The organism is Limnobacter sp. (assembly GCF_046297615.1).
Taxonomy (GTDB): Bacteria; Pseudomonadota; Gammaproteobacteria; order Burkholderiales; family Burkholderiaceae_B; genus Limnobacter.
Genome location: NZ_JBKBHM010000003.1, coordinates 405,207 through 422,384, shown reverse-complemented (window position 1 = coordinate 422,384; position 17,178 = coordinate 405,207). Strand labels below are relative to the sequence as shown.

The window sequence follows — 17,178 nt, the reverse complement described above, 5'->3', positions numbered from 1 at the left end:
TTCCGCCTGCCTGTCATGAACCGTTACCCCATCTGGAAATACCTGCTGATCGCCGTGGTGTTGGTGTTTGGTGTGCTCTACACCCTGCCCAACTTCTACGGTGAAGCCCCCGCCGTTCAAGTGTCCAGCGGCAAATCGTCCTTGAAGTTGGACCCGGCCCTGGCCGACCGCTTGAGCGAGCAATTGGTGACGCAGGGCTTGAAACCGGATGGTGTGTTTTTCGAAAACACCCTGGGTGGCGGCACCATCAAGCTGCGGTTTGAAACCACTGACGACCAGCTCAAGGCCCGTGACTTCATTGCCCACAGCCTGAACCCACAGGCCGACGCGCCCGAGTACATCGTAGCCTTGAACCTGCTGTCCCGTTCGCCGGACTGGCTCACCCAAATCCGCGCCCTGCCCATGTACCTGGGCCTGGACCTGCGCGGTGGTGTGCATTTCCTCTTGCAAGTGGACATGGACAAGGCACTGGACAAGCGCAAGGACAGTTTCTTTGCCGGGGCCAAGCAGGCCCTGCGTGAAGAAGACCTGCGTTACGCCAGCGCCCAGCGCACCCCGGAAGGCATGCGGTTCACTTTCCGCGATGCGGCAGCGCGTGACAAAGCCAAAGCCATCCTCACCAAAGCCAATGGCGAAGTGAACTGGCTGGTGCCCGAGCAATCCACCGACCTGGAGTTGATTGGCCGGCTGGCGCCCACGGTGGAGCAGACTGCCCGGGAATATGCACTGAAGCAGAACATCACCACGCTGCACAACCGGATCAACGAACTGGGCGTGGCTGAACCGGTGATTCAGCGTCAAGGTGCTGACCGCATTGTGGTGCAGTTGCCCGGCGTGCAAGACACGGCCAAAGCCAAAGACATTCTGGGCCGCACTGCCACGCTGGAAGTGCGTTTGGTGGATGACAGCCCTGAAGCCCTGTCGGCCTTGTCCACAGGCTTGGTGCCTTTTGGCCTGCAGAAGTACACCGAGCGTGGCGGGCGTGACTTGTTGCTGAAGCAGGAAGTGATTCTCACCGGTGAGAACCTCACCGATGCACAGGCCGGTTTCGACCCCAAAACTCAGGAAGCCGCTGTACACCTGACCCTGGACGGGCAGGGTGCCCGAATTTTCCGCAATGTGACCCGCGAGAACATCGGCAAGCGCATGGCGATTTTGCTGATTGAACGCGGCAAAGGGGAAGTGATCACTGCACCGGTGATTCGCGACGAAATCGGCGGTGGCCGGGTTCAAATTTCCGGCCAGATGAACACCGTGGAAGCCACCGACCTGGCGCTGTTGCTTCGCGCTGGTTCATTGGCCGCACCCATGGACATCATTGAAGAGCGCACCATCGGCCCAAGCCTGGGTGCCGACAACATTGGCAAGGGCATCAATTCCACCGTGTATGGCTTTGTGGTGTTGGGTGCTTTCATGATGGTGTATTACCTCATGTTCGGTGTGTTCTCAGTGTTTGCGCTGGGTGTCAACGTGCTGTTGCTGTTTGCACTGCTGTCGGTGCTGCAAGCCACCTTGACTTTGCCCGGCTTGGCCGCTGTGGCGCTGACCCTCGGTATGGCGATTGACGCCAACGTGCTGATCAACGAGCGCATTCGAGAAGAATTGCGTGAAGGTGCAACGCCTCAACAAGCGATTTTCGCGGGCTATGAACGCGCTTGGGCCACCATTCTGGATTCCAACATCACCACGTTGATTGCCGGTGTGGCGCTGCTGATTTTCGGTTCAGGCCCTGTGCGCGGGTTTGCGGTGGTTCACTGCCTGGGCATTCTCACCTCGATTTTCAGTTCGGTGGTGGTCAGCCGCGGTGTGGTCAACCTCTGGTATGGCAACCGCAAAAAGCTGGACAAGGTCAGCATTGGGCAGATCTGGAAAGGCGAAGCCAACCCCGCCTCCGACAAGACATAAGAAGCGAACGAACATGGAACTGTTCCGAATCAAAAACGACATTCCCTTCATGAAGCATGCGAGGGTGTTCAATGTCATTTCCTTTCTGACCTTCGCAGCGGCGGTGTTTTTTCTGGTCGTCAAGGGCTTGAATTTCAGTGTGGAATTCACCGGCGGTGTGCTGGTGGAGGCCCGCTATTCCCAAGCGGCTGACCTCGAAAAGATTCGCGGATCATTGAACCAGTTGGGCATTGAAGAGCCACAGGTCCAAAACTTCGGCACTTCCCGTGATGTGCTGGTTCGCCTGGCCGTGAAAGATTTGCAGTCCGGCCAAATTGGCACGCAAGGCAAGCTGGATCAAGCGGCCATGACCGAAAAGGTCCTACGTTCGGGTGGTCCCGATGTGCAATTGATGCGCGTAGAGTTTGTAGGCCCTCAAGTTGGCCGTGAATTGGCCGAAAACGGAGTCATAGCCTTGATGATCGTGATTCTGGGAATCATGGTGTACTTGGCCCTGCGGTTTGAGTGGAAGTTTGCGGTGTCAGCCATCATCGCCAACTTGCATGACGTGGTGATCATTCTGGGATGCTTTGCACTGTTTCAGTGGGAGTTTTCGCTGTCCGTGTTGGCGGCGGTGCTGGCTGTGTTGGGGTATTCCGTGAACGAATCTGTTGTGGTGTTTGACCGGATTCGCGAAACGTTTCACAAAACGCGTCGCCTGACCGTGGCCCAAACCATCGACAACGCCATCACACGCACCATCTCCCGCACGGTCATCACCCATGGTTCAACGCAGATCATGGTGTGTTCGATGCTGTTTTTCGGTGGCCCCACCTTGCATTATTTTGCGGTGGCGTTGACGATAGGCATCTGTTTTGGCATTTATTCATCGGTGTTGGTGGCCAGCCCCTTGGTCATGTGGCTGGGCCTGACCCGGGAAGACCTGATCAAGCCGGTCAAGAAAGACAGGGAGTTTGAAACTCCCTGAACCCCTGTTTCAGGAGAATGGGTGTGGACAGTTCCAAAGAATTGTCACCCTTGGCCAAGGGTGACATTGAAATCGGCAAGGCGCTGCCCTTTCCCATTTATGACCGGCAAGGCCATCTGTTGTTGGCGGCCAATCAGGCCGTGACCACGGTGAAGCAGTTGGACGAGCTGGCGGCCAAAGGGCTGTACCACAACCCCCGGTGGGCCTCCAACTTCACCATTCAGAACAAGGCCACCATGGGTTCGGTGGCGCCGACAGCACCGACCACATTCAAAGCCCCCACCCGCGCCGAAGTGGATGACCCCACGGAAACCGGCAATGCCCTGAAAATGAATCTGCCTGGGCAGGCTGAGGCCTTCCCTGTGCGTTTGGTTGGGGCCTTGGGTAAAGATGCTTTCGTCATCTCCCACCCAGTGCGTGACGATCAATTTGTGTTCGTGAAAGAAGGCGACACTTGGGAGTTTCGCTCCTTCTATGGCCTGTCGGTCTACCGTTTCAAGTCACAAGTGCAAAAGGTGCTGTTGGGGCCCCATGCCTTGGTGGTGATGAGCTGGCCACAGCATTCCCACCTTGAGGCCAAGCCGGTGCGTGCCACACGCAGGGTGAATTGCGAACTGCCTTCCACGGCCCATGTGTTGGACGACCCCAGCCGGGTCTACAACGCAGTAATCCGCAACCTGTCCACGGGGGGCGCTGAATACGAGGTGTTGGCCAAGGTGGACTGGCCGGTGGGCACGCAATTGTCCGTCGCTTGCCAAGTGGTGTTGGCGCACCGGAAATACCTGCTGGAATTGCCAGCCAAAGTGGTCACCACCCAACCCCATGAAGGGCAACACAGCCGTTTTGGCCTGGCTTTTGTGGCGCTGGATGACCGTGACTTTGTGGTGCTTCATGCTTTCGTCAGTGAGTTGCTGATGCACAGGCTTGAACCGCCCTTGTATGTGCTGCGCTAGGCTGCGAAGTTAAAGCGGCGAGATCAGCCCGGGTACCCGAATGGTTTCGGGTGTGTCCGATGCATTCTTCAGCCCCAGCCAACTGATCCGTGTTTCCACCCACACCCCGTTGAACCCGGTGTTGATGTTGTTCAGCAGCACGAATTCAAAACACACCGGTGGGCCGGAAGTCCAGGAGCGAAACAGGGTTGAGCTGTTGTTGCGGTTGGGGGTGCCCCCGTTCATCACCGGGCGGTTGCCCTCGCAGCGGTAGCCTTGGCTGGAGGCCGCATTGGTGGCCTCGGTCCGCAGCTCACCCATGATGCCGTTCAATGAATTAATCACCGCCTGCTGGTTGGCTGTCACCGGTAATGAGGCCACTCGGGCCGCCATCACGTTGTTGATGTCTGAGGCCATCAGCGCCACCCGCTGGCGCTCGGCATTGTCGGTGCTGGCGGTGAGGGTATTTGAGGTGGCCTTGCCAAACAACACCACACCCAAGCTGAGCACCAGGGTCGTCATGACCACTTCAACCAATGTAAAACCCCGGGCGCCCATGTCAGTTCCCTATGCTGGATTTGGTGGTGGTTGTGGGGGTGGTCGTGGTGACTGTGGTTGTGGTTGAGCCGCCGCCCGTTGTCACCTGAAGGTCAGCGATGGTCGAAATTGGTCCGTCATAAGGCTCAGTGATGACATGGAAGGTTGCATGGTAATCCACCCCAATTGCCGCACAGGCCGCCACGATACCTGTTTCTTCAGGCGTGCCCGGAGCGGGCATGTGATGCGGGCCATTCGGACAGGTGTAAGAGATCACCACTGGGTCTGGGACCACCACGGTTTCAATCGACGGCCGGTAGATGTCCCCTTTGTACGCCGACTGCACCACCGAGCGGGTAACGCAACCGTCACCTTGTGCAGCATTGCCCGTTGAGCAGCCTGCCGCACCCACGGTTTCGAATGTCAGCCGAAAGTTGGTGGCACTGATGGGCAGGTTGCAGTCAAACGGCGCAAAAACCGCCTTGATCTGCACTTCCTGTGTGTTTTGCGGAGTGTTCAGCGTGGTCACCACCTGTGTGGGCTGAAGCCGTTCTGGCAGGGGTTGGCCGGATTGGCAGCTCAACACCACTGCAGGGTTGGTGGCGTTCTGGGTGATCATCGCATCCACGGCGGTCGGTGTGGCAATCACATAGTTGCCATACCGCACCCCGGCCTGCACCAATTGATTGGCCACTTCAATGTTCACCTTGTTGGGCGCATGGTAGGAATCCATGTTCACTTTGGTGCTGGCTTGCGTGGCAATCAACAGCAGGGCCGCGCTGATGAGTGCCGACACCAACACCCCGGCCATGCCTTGTTGTTGGCCATGTGATTTGGCGTGAATGGACTTGCTCATGGTGTGGACCTCACGGTGTGGTGACTCGCGTGTCGTTGAACAACTGGATGACCCGTGTTTGTTCAACGGTTGTTCCCCCCACCTTCCTGGGCGTCGCTTCCATGAAGGACAACCAGAACATGTTGGTGCCTTTGTTGGCACTCAGAATGCTGGGACAACTGCTGACGTAGTCCCGGCGTATGTCGGCCGCAGTGGCTGCACTGAAGCGGCACAGCTTCCAGTTCGAAATCACAAACTCGTCGGTGCTGTGCAGGTTTTCCCAACCTGCGTTGCCGCAGAAACTGCGCACATCAAAGCCCGCCATGGTGCCTGGGCGCACTCCTTTTTGTTGGAGTTTGCCGTTGAGCAACCGGAACCCCCGCACCTCGATGTAGGCCGCAGGACCGTTGTCATTCTGGATGGGCAGGGCAATGCACAGGTTGGCCTGATTGTCGTTGTACGTGTTGCATTGGTTGCCGCTGTTGTCCAGCGTGCACACCATGATGCCTTTGGCCTCGCCGTCGCTGTCCAAAAAGCCGCCGCCGCGGTAAGCCCGTGTGGAGAAGCTTTCGCCCAGGCGGGTCAATTGGTTCAACAACTCGTCACTGCCCGCTTGGTTGGGGCCTGTGGTGATGTAGGCCATCAAGGACAAATGGCTGCCCACCAGAAAAGCCAGAATGGTCAGCGCCAGCAGGGTTTGAACCATGCTGTAACCCCGTTGTAGGCGTTCAGTTGACATAGCTGATCACCCCATTACCAATCCCGTCCAGTGAAATTCGCGCCCGCGCGTCACCCTTGTTCACGGTGAATTGAATGGCCGACGAAGAGTCCAGCGCGCCGGACACGCCTTGGAACCGCAGGGTGACGGCGCGGTCCACCGCAATCGACTGCACGGTAGTGCTGGAGACCAACAAAGCCGACAGGTTGCCCGCACTGTTGGCGTCAAACCACCGTGGGCAGCCTTTGAACTGTGTGTGTTTGTCGATGAGCGTCTCTACCTGCAACTGGCCATTCTGGTTGCGTAATTCAACGCGTGTGGGGCATTCGGTACTGGCTGACAGGCTGCGTGCGCTTTGAATGTAACTGGTGAGATCAGCTGCGCCCAGTTTGAGTTCCTGGCGCTGCACATACCCGGCAATCGATGGCGCAGCCATTGCAATGGCGGCCATGGTCATGGCCAGAGTGATGACCAGCTCAATCAATGTGAATCCTTGCCTGTGCTGCAGCTTATCCATTGGGCATGCACTCCGTGCGGCTGTCCTGCTGCTGTTTGTTCTGCGAGCCAAAGGTCAGGAAACCCTGTTGGCTGCGTACCCAGACCGACCAGCAGGTGTCTGTGCCTTGAAGCGAACGAGTGGTCGGTGTCACGGTGGCCGCAAAATCCCGGTAGGTGGCTGATTGAACCGTGATGGCGTAGTCGTTGGCATCATTCAACACCAAGGTTGTGCTGTTGCCGGTGCCGCTGCCCTGAACTGCGCTGGCGTAGCGCCCAAACTGCTGGCGGTGTTGCTGCTGGGCCAGTGCCAGTTTGGCCGCCACATCACGGGTGGCGCGGAAATTGGACTTGGCCAAGGCGTCGGAATACCCCATGAAGGCCAAGGTGGCCAACACGGCAGCGATTGACAGCGCAATCATCAGCTCAATGATGGTGAATCCACGGGGGTGTTTCATGGACGTGTCCAACAACTCTCAATGACGAAAGTATGGTGCGGACAGACCGAGAGGGACCCCCCTTTGTCAGGGGGGTCGATGGGCTAACTCAATGAAGCGAAATGAATTTCGCGTCTGGATTAGATGCGTTTGGCCAGAATGGCCGCTTTGCCAATGTAGCTGGCTGGGGTCATGGCCAACAGGCGCGTTTTTTCGGCCTCGGGCAGGTCTAGCCCGGCGATGAAAGTCTGCAAGGCCTCTTGGGTGATGCCTTTGCCACGGGTTAGCTCTTTGAGCTGTTCGTAGGGGTTGGGCAAGCCGTAACGGCGCATCACAGTTTGCACAGGTTCGGCCAACAGTTCCCATGCAGCGTCAATGTCAGCGGCGATGGCGTCCAGATTCACTTCCAGTTTGCCCAGGCCGCGCAGGCAGCTTTCGTAGGCGAGTATGGCATAACCCAAGCCCACACCGAGGTTGCGCAGCACGGTGGAGTCGGTCAAGTCCCGCTGCCAGCGGGAAATGGGCAGTTTCTCAGCCAGGTGCTTGAGCACCGCGTTGGCCATGCCCAGGTTGCCTTCGGCATTCTCAAAATCAATCGGGTTCACCTTGTGCGGCATGGTGGAGGAACCCACTTCGCCTGCCTTCAGTTTTTGTTTGAAATACCCCAGCGCAATGTAGCCCCAGATGTCGCGTGACAGGTCGATCACAATGGTGTTGGCGCGGGCCACGGCGTCCATCAGCGCGGCAATGCCGTCATGCGGTTCAATCTGAATGGTGTAGGGGTTGAACGTCAGCCCCAGGCCCTCAATCAGCTTGCGGCTCAGTTGCTCCCAGTCAAATTCGGGGTAGGCCGACAGGTGGGCGTTGAAGTTGCCCACCGCGCCATTCATTTTGGCGGGCAGTTCAACCGCTTCAATCGCGGCGATGGCCCGCTCCAGCCGATGCACCACGTTGGCAAATTCTTTGCCCAGCGTGGATGGGCTGGCGGGCTGGCCGTGTGTGCGGCACATCATCGGAATGTCGGCAAACTGGTGGGCATAGCCACGCAGGCTGGCCACCACCTTGCGCAGGGTGGGCACAACCACCTGTTCGCGGGCAGCTTTGAGCATGAGCGCATGGCTCATGTTGTTGATGTCCTCAGACGTACACGCGAAGTGAACGAACTCAGCGGCACGTTTCAGTTCGTCATGCGATTGGAACTTTTCCTTGATAAAGTACTCTACAGCCTTGACGTCGTGATTCGTGGTGGCCTCAAATTCCTTGATGCGCTGCGCGTCGGCTTCGGAGAAATCGGCTTTCAATGCATCCAGCCGGCCCAGTGCTTCGGCGGAAAACGCGGGCAGTTCAGCAAAGCCTGCGTTGGCCAAGGCCTTGAGCCATTCGATTTCCACGATCACACGGTGATGCATAAACCCTGCTTCGGACAGCAGGGGGCGCAACGCAGCCACTTTCGATTGGTAGCGGCCGTCCAGCGGGCTCAAGGCGGTGAGCGCATTCAAAGAGTCGGAAGAAATCATTCTCGGTGGTAAACCTGTGGTTTTTCAAAGCGTTGTATTGTAACCCACCGCGCTTTACCCACCATGTCCGGGCGCCCATAGCCCGTCAATTTGTCGTTTGAACCCGTTCAAACATCAACCCCAGACCGACAGCAAGTCGGCTGCCTTAGAAGGAGTGTTGAGATGAAGCTGATTGGATCATTGACCAGCCCTTACGTGCGCAAAATTCGCGTGCAGTTGCTCGAAAAGGAAATTCCGTTTGAGTTTGTTCTGGAAGACGTTTGGCAACCAGACACCACCATCACCCAATTCAACCCACTGGGCAAAGTGCCTTGTTTGGTGTTGGACGGTGGGCAGGTGTTGTTTGACTCCACCGTCATTTCCGGCCAGATGGAATACCTGATGCCCACCATTCCATTGCTGCCGAGCAACCCCAATGCACGCGCCAGGGTGCGTACTTTGGAGGTGTGTGGACAGGGCATCAGCGATGCCGCTGTGGCCATTTTGTTGGAGAACCGTTTTCACGAGCCTGCGCATGTCAGCCAGGCTTGGGTGGTGCGTCAAACCCAGAAAATCCACCATGGCCTGGCCTATTTCCAGCACCATGTGGCCAACATGCCCGGCAACTTTTTGACGGAGCAATTCAGCCTTGCCGATGTTGCGGCCGGTTGCGCCCTGTTTTATCTGGATTTCCGCATGCCGGACCTGGATTGGCGCAAAGAGTACCCCGCATTGAAGGACTATGCGGAACGCCTCGCAGTGCGCCCCAGCTTTGAGGCCACTCGCCCGCAGGCTTGAGGGGGCAGGCTGGCGGTTACGGCCGTCAGCCAGTGATGATGCCGCCGCCCAGGCAGATGTCGCCGTCATACAGCACGGCGCTTTGCCCGGGCGTCACGGCAAACTGGCTTCGCTCAAAAGCCAGGTTGAATGAGGCTTCGTCGCCACTGAACCGACACGCAGCGTCGCTTTGGCGATAACGGGCTTTGCAACCCAGTGTGTTCACGCTGGGCAGTTCACCAGCAATGTAATGCACCTGCTCGGCCACCAGCGTTGTTTGGTGCAACCAAGGGTGATCGTGCCCTTGCACCACATACAGCGTGTTGTTCTTCAAGTCTTTCCGGGCCACAAACCAGGGCTCACCGTTGCCTTCCTTCTGCCCACCGATACCGATGCCTTTGCGTTGCCCCAGCGTGTAAAAACTCAAGCCCACATGTTCCCCGATGACTTCATCGCGGTCGTTCAGGATGGGGCCGGGTTTGGTGGGCAGGTAGCGGTTCAGGAAATCCCGGAACGGGCGCTCGCCAATAAAGCAGATGCCCGTGGAATCCTTTTTGGCGGCGTTGGACAGGCCCAGTTCCTGCGCAATACGGCGCACTTCGGTTTTTTGGGTTTCGCCCAGCGGGAACAGGGTTTTGCTCAGTTGGGCTTGGTTCAGGCGGTGCAGGAAATAGGACTGGTCCTTGCTGGCATCCATCGCCTTGAGCAACTGGAACTGGCCGTCTACCTCGCGCACGCGGGCATAGTGCCCGGTGGCAATGTAATCGGCGCCCAAACTGTAGGCATGGTCCAGAAATGCCTTGAATTTGATTTCGCTGTTGCACAGGATGTCGGGGTTGGGGGTGCGCCCAGCGGCGTACTCGCTGAGAAACACCGAGAACACCCGGTCTTTGTATTCGGCTGCGAAATTCACGGCCTCAATGTCCACACCCACCACGTCAGCCACGCTGGCAGCGTCCAGCCAATCCTGGCGGCTGGAGCAGAATTCGGAATCGTCGTCGTCTTCCCAGTTCTTCATGAACAGGCCAATGACGTTGTAGCCCTGTTCTTTGAGCAGCCACGCGGAAACCGAGGAGTCAACCCCACCCGACATGCCAATGACGACGGTTTTCTTCATGATGTCAAACTGCCTTCGAACCCAATCAGGACATGCCAGGTGGCATGGGGCCCTTCAGTACGCTTTCGTGGGTGTACACCTGGTCCAGCGGGGTCAGCGGGCGTGTGCCAGCCTGACAGGCCAGGAAGTCTTCGACACATTGCAGCACCAAGGGGCTGCGGTGCTGGTCGGCGCTGGCCCGCAACTCGTCGGGGGTCATCCACAGGGTGCGGATGATGCCTTCGTCCAAGGCGCGGTCAGTGTGGTGTTTGACGGCTTTGGCGGCGAATGCAAACCGCAGGTAAGTGACATCTTCCCCGGTGCGCGAACTGGTGTAGCGGCTGAGATAAATGCCCAACAGCCCGGTGGGTTGAACTTCCCATGCAGATTCTTCAAGGGCTTCGCGCGCAGCGCCAGTGGCCGGGGCTTCACCTGGGTCCAGGTGCCCGGCTGGCTGGTTGAGCTTGATTCCGTCGGTCGTGTGTTCTTCCACAATGAGGAATCGGCCTTCGTGCTCGACGATGGCGGCCACAGTGACACTGGGTTTCCAGACTTCAGCCATGGATATTCACGAATTGGGGTTGAAGGGCGGGAAAGGTGGGGGCGTCACAGGGAAATTCCAGCGGTTTTGTCCGCTTTCAACACCTTGGATGGCCGACCGTTTCCGTTTAACCCATTAGAATAGCAGGGTTAAGGTGCTCGTGCTTGTATTTCAGGCACGGTTAAACGGGAAGCAGGTTGAATGCCTGCGCTGCCCCCGCAACGGTAAGAGAGTGCGGGTGTGTCATTTTGCCACTGGTTGTATTCACCTTCGGGTGTGCTGGGAAGGCGACACATCAAGACTTTCAAGCCCGGATACCGGCCTTGACCGTTTTGTCTGGCGCATCCCATGCCAGGCGGGCGACTGGTGCTGCGGGGAGGCAGTGCGCAGGCGACTGATGGGGTTGTCCGCTTTCACACCGTGCTTGTACTTTGCCATATTGTTTGGCGGGTGGGCCCGTGCATGCCCGGCCAACCTTGGCCTGATTGTTTCCTCCAGCGGTTTTTTATGCGCGTGCGGCGGGCACGGCACTCTGGAGCAAACTTTTCGTGAACAACAACGTTTTCAAACTGACTTCCCTTGCCCTGGCCATTCAAGGTCTGGGCATCACTTCCAATGCATCGGCGCAAGAAGAGCTGGCACTGAACCAATTGCCCCCGGTGTTTGTGTCCTCTGTGGTGACGGACCAGGCCAAGGCAGGCCAACCGGTGTCCAGCACTCGCATCACGGCTGAGCAGATTCGGAGGTCTGGCTACACCAACCTGCGCGATGTGCTTCTGAAGTTGGGGCAAGTCACGGTGCGCACCCCGCTGGACGGCAGCCGAAGCGGCACCGTGGACCTGCGCGGTTTTGGTGAAAACGCATCGGCCAACGTGGTGTTTGTGGTGGATGGCGTGAAGCTGAACGACAACGAGCTGACCACACCGCGGTACGGCAGTATCCCTGTCAGCAGCATTCAATCCATCGAAATCATTCGGGGTGGCAATTCTGTGGCCTACGGCAGTGGCGCCTCGGGTGGCGTGATTCGCATCACCACGGATGCTGGCGCAGCCCCCCAAGGCATCAGTGGCGATGCGACGGCTTCTTATGGCTCGTTTGACACGCAAGAACTGGGTGGGCGTTTGCGCTACGGCTTTGGTGATTGGGCCGTGACTGCCTCTGGCGCCAAGGAATCCACCAATGGTTACCGTGACAACAGCGCAGCCAGCCGGGACCACGGCGCCCTTGCGCTGGACTGGGGCCATGGCCCTTACAAGGCGGGTGTGTCGTTCACTGCGGAGGGGTCCAAAACACGGTTCCCCGGTTCGCTAACCCCCACCCAGTTTGCCCAAAACCCCAAGCAAACCAACAGCCCCAATGATTTCGGCAAGTTTGACCGCAACACGGTGCGTGGCTACTTCAGCGGTCAAGTGGGCGATGTCGATTACGGCTTGAAGGTCAGTCGCCGCACTCACAGCTCGTTCGGCTCTTTCGGTGGTTTCGCCGTGCAGTCCGAATACGAGCAGGACCAAATCAGCCCCTACCTCGCTTTTCACGTTGACGCAGGCCCCGGCCGCCATGCGGTGCGTGTGGGCATCGACCGTGAAAAATCCGCGCTGCGTGGGTTCAACATTGGTTTTCTGGAATCAACCGCTTTGTTTGTGGAAGACGACTGGGCGGTGAACGACCAATGGCGCGTCAACCTGGGCAGCCGCGTTGAACGGTCGGATCAGCAAAAGGTGGGTTCTGCGCGCGAGTACAGCTTGGTTGCCCATCAGGCCGGGGCGTCCTACCTGTGGAATGAATCCACCACGGTATTCGCCAAGCTGGCCCGTTCATTCCGCATTCCCAATGCCGACGAAAACGCATTTGCTTCACAGCCATTCCTGGACCCGCAAACCGCCAATGAATTTGAGGCTGGTGTGCGCACCGCCCTGGCCGGTGGTGAGTGGAACAACTCGGTGTTTGCGATGGACGTGGACCGTGAAATCTTCTTCGATCCGACCGTGGGTTTCTTTGGTGTGAACACCAACCTGGACAAGGTGCGCAGGCAGGGGGTGGAAACATCGTGGCGGGGTGACCTTGGCCCGCGCGACCGCATCAATGCAAGTTACCAGTATCTGGACGCCACCTTCCGCGCAGGTTTTCTGAACGGTGGGCGTGTGCCGCTGGTGTCGCGTCACAACGTCAAGGTGTCTTACGAGCATGACTGGGCTGACCGCTGGTCCAATGAAGTCATTGTGGCCGCCCAATCGGATCAACGATCAGGCTCCAGCCTGCAGACCCGCGACAGCGATGTGAAGGTGCCCGGTTTTGCAACGCTGGATGCGAATCTGCGCTACAAAGGCCAGGGCTACAACGTGGTGTTCCAGGTTCAGAACCTGTTTGACCGGGATTACTATCGCACACGCTTTTTCTCGCCTTTCAGTGCATCTGGAATCTATCCCGAACCCGGTCGTACCTTCTCAGTCAATGTCAACACCACGTTCTAACCGCCTGAACCGCGGGCTGGGCTTGTTCAGCCTGGCCTGTGGCTTGCTCGGGCCAGGCTTGGCCGGGGCAGCCTGCGTGTTGGATGACACTAATGCGGAGGTTTGCGCCAGCAACCCCCGGCGAGTCATCAGCCTGGCGCCCCACCTCACCGAGCAATGGGCTTACGTGGGCGGTTTGCCTCGCCTGATGGCTGTGGACGAAGCCAGCGATTACCCGGCCCCAGTGAAAACTTTGCCGCGCTTGGGGCAAAGCCTGCTGCTGGGGGCTGAGCAGGTTCTGGCGGCCAAACCTGACCTTGTGTTGGTGTGGAAGTCGGGCATGGCGCAAGCCACCATCGAGACACTGCGGCGCGCGGGCGTGCCTGTGTTTGTCAGCGAACCCCGTTCCGTGGACATGGTGGCACAGGGCATGTTGCGCTTGGCACGTTTGATGGGGCGAGACGCCCAAGGCCAAGCCCAGGTTCAGCAATGGCAGGCGCAGATGCAGGCCCTGGGTGTCAGCCATCAGTCCGCAACAGCTCAAGCCCCCACGGTGTTCTATCAGGTGTGGGACAAGCCCCTGATGACGCTGGGGGGCGGCCACATTGTCAGTGAGTTGATTCGCCTGTGCGGTGGCCGCAATGCGTTTGACGCCGTGGGGGCCTTGGCCTTCACGGTCAATGTTGAAGCGGTGGTGAGCAAAGCGCCGGACCTGATTCTCGCCTCCGGGCCGAATGGAACCGGCCAGCGCCTGCGTGAGTTTTGGGCCGCATGGCCTGCCTTGCCTGCGGTGGCGAATCAACGGGTGCGTGCCTTGCCGCCTGATGTGCTGGTTCGCAGTGGCCCGCGCCTGATTGAGGGGGCCAAAGCCCTGTGTGCAGAAGTCCGCTCTGCACATTAGAGGCGTAGGCCCAGACCGGTTGTCTGACCGACTCACCCCCTGTACGGGTGGGCGTAGCATGCTATAGTCTCCCGTCTTACAAGCTGTAAACGTCCGGGTGTGTGCCGCTGCTGCCGCACCCCTGTTAACCCCACTGATACTAGACAAGCGCTGCCCTTCAAGGAGAAGTCCATGAAAATCGGAATCCCGGCCGAAACACGGTCCGGTGAAACGCGTGTTGCTGCAACGCCGGAGACGGTGAAGAAGCTGATTGCCCAAAAACATGAGGTGATCGTGCAAGCCGGTGCTGGCGTGGCCAGTTCCATCACTGACGAAGCCTACAAAGAGGTGGGTGCCCAGATCGTTGACCGTGCCATGGATGTGCTGGCCCAGGCCGACATGATTCTGAAAGTGCGCGCTCCAGCCGAAAATGAAATTTCGGCCTACCGTGCAGGCCAGATCGTGGTGGGCATGCTGAACCCCTTCGACAGCGCAGGCCTTGAGGCCATGAACAAAGCCGGTTTGACCGCCTTTGCGCTGGAAGCTGCGCCGCGCACCACACGCGCCCAAAGCATGGATGTGCTGTCTTCACAAGCCAACATTGCCGGTTACAAAGCCGTCATGCTGGCCGCCAATGTGTACCAGCGTTTCATGCCCATGCTGATGACGGCTGCAGGCACCGTGAAAGCCGCCCGTGTGCTGATTCTGGGTGTGGGCGTTGCAGGCCTGCAGGCCATCGCCACCGCCAAGCGCTTGGGTGCGGTCATCGAAGCGTCCGACGTTCGCCCCGCCACCAAAGAGCAGGTTGAGTCCTTGGGTGCCAAATTTGTGGACGTTCCCTTCGAGACCGACGAAGAACGTGAAATCGCCCAAGGTGTGGGCGGCTATGCGCGCCCCATGCCTGAAAGCTGGATGAAGCGTCAGGCTGCGGCTGTTCATGAAAAGGCCATCAAAAGCGACATCGTCATCACGACCGCGCTGATTCCCGGCCGCAAAGCCCCCACGCTGCTGCACGAAGAAACCGTGCGCCAAATGAAGCCCGGTTCTGTGATCATCGACCTGGCTGTGGAGCAGGGCGGCAACTGCCCACTGTCGCAGCTCAACGAGATTGTGGATGTCAATGGCGTGAAGGTGGTGGGCTACGCCAACCTGCCAGCCATGGTGGCAGCCGATGCTTCCGCCCTGTACGCCCGCAACGTGCTCGATTTCCTGAAACTGGTGTTCGACAAAGAAGCCGCTTTCAAGATCGACCTCGAAGACGACATCGTCGCCGCCTGCCTGATGTGCACTGGCGGTGAACTCAAACGCAAGAACGCTTAAGGGAGCCGAATCATGGACGTAGTCAGCCCCACCGTCATCAACCTCATCATTTTTGTGCTCGCCATTTATGTGGGCTACCACGTGGTGTGGAACGTGACCCCCGCATTGCACACGCCATTGATGGCGGTGACCAATGCGATTTCCGCCATCGTGATTGTGGGTGCCATGCTGGCAGCCGCCCTCACGGTGACCCCTTTGGGCAAAGTCATGGGTGTATTGGCCGTGGCACTGGCCGCTGTCAACGTGTTTGGCGGTTTCCTGGTGACCCGCCGCATGCTTGAAATGTTCAAGAAAAAGAAATAAGCCCACAGCGACTCTGGAGAACTCAATGAATATCAGTTTCAACACAGTGACGCTGTTGTACCTGGTGGCGTCCATCTGTTTCATTCAGGCCTTGAAGGGCCTGTCGCACCCCACCTCGTCCCGCGCGGGCAACACTTTCGGCATGGTCGGTATGGCCATCGCCGTACTCACCACCATTGCCTTGATCTTCAAGCTGGCCGGCGATTCAGCCGTAACCGGTCTGGGTTATGTGCTGGCGGGCCTGGTGGTGGGTGGTGGTGCAGGTGCCATCATGGCCAAGCGCGTGGAAATGACCAAAATGCCCGAGCTGGTGGCCTTCATGCACAGCATGATTGGTTTGGCTGCCGTGGCCATTGCGGTGGCTGCAGTGGCAGAACCTGCTGCATTTGGCATCGTGCCCCAAGGCGTGACCGAAATTCCGCTGGGCAACAAGCTTGAATTGTTCATCGGAACTTTTGTGGGTGCCATCACCTTCTCAGGCTCCGTGATCGCCTTCGGCAAGCTCAGTGGCAAGTACAAGTTTCGCCTGTTCCAGGGCGCACCCGTGCGCTTTCCCGGCCAGCACCCATTGAACGCCATTCTGGGCCTGGTGATGATTGGCTCGGGCATTGCCTTCGCCATCACTCAGGACTGGACGCCCTTCATCATCATGACGGTTGCAGCCTTTGTGCTGGGTGTGACGCTGATCATCCCCATCGGCGGTGCTGACATGCCCGTGGTGGTCTCGATGCTCAACAGCTATTCTGGCTGGGCGGCAGCAGGCATTGGTTTTTCGCTGAACAACAGCATGCTGATCGTGGCGGGTTCGCTGGTGGGTTCTTCCGGTGCCATTCTGTCCTACATCATGTGCAAGGCGATGAACCGGTCGTTCTTCAACGTGATTCTGGGCGGCTTTGGTGGCGAAGCCGACGCAGGCGGCGGTGGTTCCCAGCAGCAGCGCACGGTCAAGAGCGGTTCCGCCGATGACGTCGCCTTCTTGCTGACCAACGCAGAAACCGTGACCATCGTGCCCGGCTACGGCTTGGCCGTGGCCCGTGCGCAGCACGCGCTGAAAGAGCTGTCTGAAAAGCTGACCCACTTGGGCGTGACGGTGAAGTACGCGATTCACCCCGTGGCTGGCCGTATGCCTGGCCACATGAACGTGCTGCTGGCCGAGGCTGAAGTACCCTACGACCAGGTGTTCGAGATGGAAGACATCAACAGCGAATTTGGCCAAACGGACGTGGTGTTGGTGCTGGGTGCCAACGACGTGGTGAACCCCGCTGCGAAGACCGACCCGAAGAGCCCGATTGCAGGCATGCCGATTCTGGAAGCCTACAAGGCCAAGACCATCATTGTGAACAAGCGCTCCATGAACGCAGGTTATGCGGGCTTGGACAACGAGCTGTTCTACATGGACAAAACCATGATGGTGTTTGGCGATGCCAAGAAAGTCATCGAAGACATGGTGAAAGCGGTCGAGTAACATCGGCTTCGCTCCAACAAAAAA

At 58.4% G+C, this 17,178-nt stretch carries 17 protein-coding genes and 1 riboswitch; of the genes, 9 read left to right on the top strand and 8 right to left on the bottom strand.

All coding sequences use genetic code 11. The annotated features are described in order from the left end of the window. The first annotated feature begins 15 nt into the window (after positions 1 to 15). The 3 genes from secD to ACK4FF_RS09050 are packed head-to-tail and all read left to right on the top strand — an operon-like array spanning position 16 to position 3,825. Positions 16 to 1,905, top strand: a complete 1,890-nt coding sequence (gene secD, locus ACK4FF_RS09060; RefSeq protein ID WP_409707711.1) for a protein translocase subunit SecD — start codon at positions 16 to 18, stop codon at positions 1,903 to 1,905. Between the two features lie 13 nt (positions 1,906 to 1,918). Then, positions 1,919 to 2,872 (top strand): protein translocase subunit SecF, encoded by a 954-nt coding sequence (secF, locus tag ACK4FF_RS09055; protein WP_409707708.1) that lies wholly within the window; start codon positions 1,919 to 1,921, stop codon positions 2,870 to 2,872. A gap of 23 nt (positions 2,873 to 2,895) precedes the next feature. Then, a complete protein-coding gene (locus ACK4FF_RS09050; protein ID WP_409707705.1) occupies positions 2,896 to 3,825 on the top strand; it encodes a flagellar brake protein in 930 nt (309 codons plus the stop codon). A 9-nt stretch (positions 3,826 to 3,834) separates the two neighbouring features. Here ACK4FF_RS09050 and ACK4FF_RS09045 read toward each other — a convergent pair whose 3' ends face one another. From ACK4FF_RS09045 to purB, 6 genes are all read right to left on the bottom strand, one after another. Then, positions 3,835 to 4,326, bottom strand: a complete 492-nt coding sequence (locus ACK4FF_RS09045; protein ID WP_409707702.1) for a hypothetical protein — start codon at positions 4,324 to 4,326, stop codon at positions 3,835 to 3,837. 37 nt (positions 4,327 to 4,363) lie between these two features. Further along, the gene (locus ACK4FF_RS09040; RefSeq protein ID WP_409707699.1) at positions 4,364 to 5,197 is read right to left on the bottom strand and encodes a hypothetical protein; all 834 of its coding nucleotides are present in this window, start codon (positions 5,195 to 5,197) and stop codon (positions 4,364 to 4,366) included. 10 nt (positions 5,198 to 5,207) lie between these two features. Beyond that, a complete protein-coding gene (locus ACK4FF_RS09035; protein ID WP_409707696.1) occupies positions 5,208 to 5,915 on the bottom strand; it encodes a hypothetical protein in 708 nt (235 codons plus the stop codon). Further along, positions 5,905 to 6,411: a Tfp pilus assembly protein FimT/FimU gene (locus tag ACK4FF_RS09030; RefSeq protein WP_409707693.1), complete on the bottom strand. Its 507-nt coding sequence runs from the start codon at positions 6,409 to 6,411 to the stop codon at positions 5,905 to 5,907. The genes ACK4FF_RS09035 and ACK4FF_RS09030 overlap by 11 nt, the downstream gene beginning before the upstream one ends. Continuing rightward, complete coding sequence (locus ACK4FF_RS09025) at positions 6,404 to 6,847, bottom strand: type IV pilin protein (RefSeq protein WP_409707690.1); 444 nt, start codon at positions 6,845 to 6,847, stop codon at positions 6,404 to 6,406. Before ACK4FF_RS09025 ends, ACK4FF_RS09030 begins: the two co-directional genes overlap by 8 nt. A 119-nt stretch (positions 6,848 to 6,966) precedes the next feature. Next, complete coding sequence (gene purB, locus ACK4FF_RS09020; protein WP_409707687.1) at positions 6,967 to 8,343, bottom strand: adenylosuccinate lyase; 1,377 nt, start codon at positions 8,341 to 8,343, stop codon at positions 6,967 to 6,969. Positions 8,344 to 8,505: 162 nt separating this feature from the next. Between purB and ACK4FF_RS09015 the strand changes: the two genes are divergently transcribed. After that, a complete protein-coding gene (locus ACK4FF_RS09015; protein ID WP_409707684.1) occupies positions 8,506 to 9,120 on the top strand; it encodes a glutathione S-transferase C-terminal domain-containing protein in 615 nt (204 codons plus the stop codon). A gap of 25 nt (positions 9,121 to 9,145) precedes the next feature. Here the strand turns inward: ACK4FF_RS09015 and mnmA are convergent, their stop codons facing one another. Together mnmA and ACK4FF_RS09005 are read right to left on the bottom strand one after the other, a co-directional pair. After that, on the bottom strand, positions 9,146 to 10,219 hold the full coding sequence (gene mnmA / locus ACK4FF_RS09010; RefSeq protein ID WP_409707902.1) for a tRNA 2-thiouridine(34) synthase MnmA: 1,074 nt from the start codon (positions 10,217 to 10,219) through the stop codon (positions 9,146 to 9,148). Positions 10,220 to 10,241: 22 nt separating this feature from the next. Beyond that, positions 10,242 to 10,757: an NUDIX hydrolase gene (locus ACK4FF_RS09005; RefSeq protein WP_409707681.1), complete on the bottom strand. Its 516-nt coding sequence runs from the start codon at positions 10,755 to 10,757 to the stop codon at positions 10,242 to 10,244. A 114-nt stretch (positions 10,758 to 10,871) separates the two neighbouring features. Next, positions 10,872 to 11,077: riboswitch (cobalamin riboswitch) on the top strand. A gap of 207 nt (positions 11,078 to 11,284) precedes the next feature. On the opposite strand from ACK4FF_RS09005, the gene ACK4FF_RS09000 reads away from it, so the two are divergent. From ACK4FF_RS09000 to ACK4FF_RS08980, 5 genes are all read left to right on the top strand, one after another. After that, complete coding sequence (locus ACK4FF_RS09000; RefSeq protein ID WP_409707678.1) at positions 11,285 to 13,207, top strand: TonB-dependent receptor; 1,923 nt, start codon at positions 11,285 to 11,287, stop codon at positions 13,205 to 13,207. After that, positions 13,188 to 14,087, top strand: a complete 900-nt coding sequence (locus tag ACK4FF_RS08995) for a cobalamin-binding protein (protein WP_409707675.1) — start codon at positions 13,188 to 13,190, stop codon at positions 14,085 to 14,087. The genes ACK4FF_RS09000 and ACK4FF_RS08995 overlap by 20 nt, the downstream gene beginning before the upstream one ends. Positions 14,088 to 14,258: 171 nt before the next feature. Next, positions 14,259 to 15,386: a Re/Si-specific NAD(P)(+) transhydrogenase subunit alpha gene (locus tag ACK4FF_RS08990; protein ID WP_409707672.1), complete on the top strand. Its 1,128-nt coding sequence runs from the start codon at positions 14,259 to 14,261 to the stop codon at positions 15,384 to 15,386. A 12-nt stretch (positions 15,387 to 15,398) separates the two neighbouring features. Then, a complete protein-coding gene (locus ACK4FF_RS08985; RefSeq protein ID WP_409707669.1) occupies positions 15,399 to 15,689 on the top strand; it encodes an NAD(P) transhydrogenase subunit alpha in 291 nt (96 codons plus the stop codon). Between the two features lie 25 nt (positions 15,690 to 15,714). Further along, positions 15,715 to 17,154 (top strand): NAD(P)(+) transhydrogenase (Re/Si-specific) subunit beta, encoded by a 1,440-nt coding sequence (locus ACK4FF_RS08980; protein WP_409707666.1) that lies wholly within the window; start codon positions 15,715 to 15,717, stop codon positions 17,152 to 17,154. Positions 17,155 to 17,178 lie beyond the last annotated feature (24 nt).

Excerpts from the sequence above, each read along its gene's own strand:
- secD (WP_409707711.1), top strand. The coding sequence starts at position 16 with ATGAACCGTTACCCCATCTGGAAATACCTGCTGATCGCCGTGGTGTTG.
- secF (WP_409707708.1), top strand. The coding sequence starts at position 1,919 with ATGGAACTGTTCCGAATCAAAAACGACATTCCCTTCATGAAGCATGCG.
- ACK4FF_RS09045 (WP_409707702.1), bottom strand. The coding sequence starts at position 4,326 with ATGACGACCCTGGTGCTCAGCTTGGGTGTGGTGTTGTTTGGCAAGGCC.
- ACK4FF_RS09040 (WP_409707699.1), bottom strand. The coding sequence starts at position 5,197 with ATGAGCAAGTCCATTCACGCCAAATCACATGGCCAACAACAAGGCATG.
- ACK4FF_RS09035 (WP_409707696.1), bottom strand. The coding sequence starts at position 5,915 with ATGTCAACTGAACGCCTACAACGGGGTTACAGCATGGTTCAAACCCTG.
- ACK4FF_RS09030 (WP_409707693.1), bottom strand. The coding sequence starts at position 6,411 with ATGGATAAGCTGCAGCACAGGCAAGGATTCACATTGATTGAGCTGGTC.
- ACK4FF_RS09025 (WP_409707690.1), bottom strand. The coding sequence starts at position 6,847 with ATGAAACACCCCCGTGGATTCACCATCATTGAGCTGATGATTGCGCTG.
- purB (WP_409707687.1), bottom strand. The coding sequence starts at position 8,343 with ATGATTTCTTCCGACTCTTTGAATGCGCTCACCGCCTTGAGCCCGCTG.
- ACK4FF_RS09015 (WP_409707684.1), top strand. The coding sequence starts at position 8,506 with ATGAAGCTGATTGGATCATTGACCAGCCCTTACGTGCGCAAAATTCGC.
- ACK4FF_RS09005 (WP_409707681.1), bottom strand. The coding sequence starts at position 10,757 with ATGGCTGAAGTCTGGAAACCCAGTGTCACTGTGGCCGCCATCGTCGAG.
- ACK4FF_RS08995 (WP_409707675.1), top strand. The coding sequence starts at position 13,188 with ATGTCAACACCACGTTCTAACCGCCTGAACCGCGGGCTGGGCTTGTTC.
- ACK4FF_RS08990 (WP_409707672.1), top strand. The coding sequence starts at position 14,259 with ATGAAAATCGGAATCCCGGCCGAAACACGGTCCGGTGAAACGCGTGTT.
- ACK4FF_RS08985 (WP_409707669.1), top strand. The coding sequence starts at position 15,399 with ATGGACGTAGTCAGCCCCACCGTCATCAACCTCATCATTTTTGTGCTC.
- ACK4FF_RS08980 (WP_409707666.1), top strand. The coding sequence starts at position 15,715 with ATGAATATCAGTTTCAACACAGTGACGCTGTTGTACCTGGTGGCGTCC.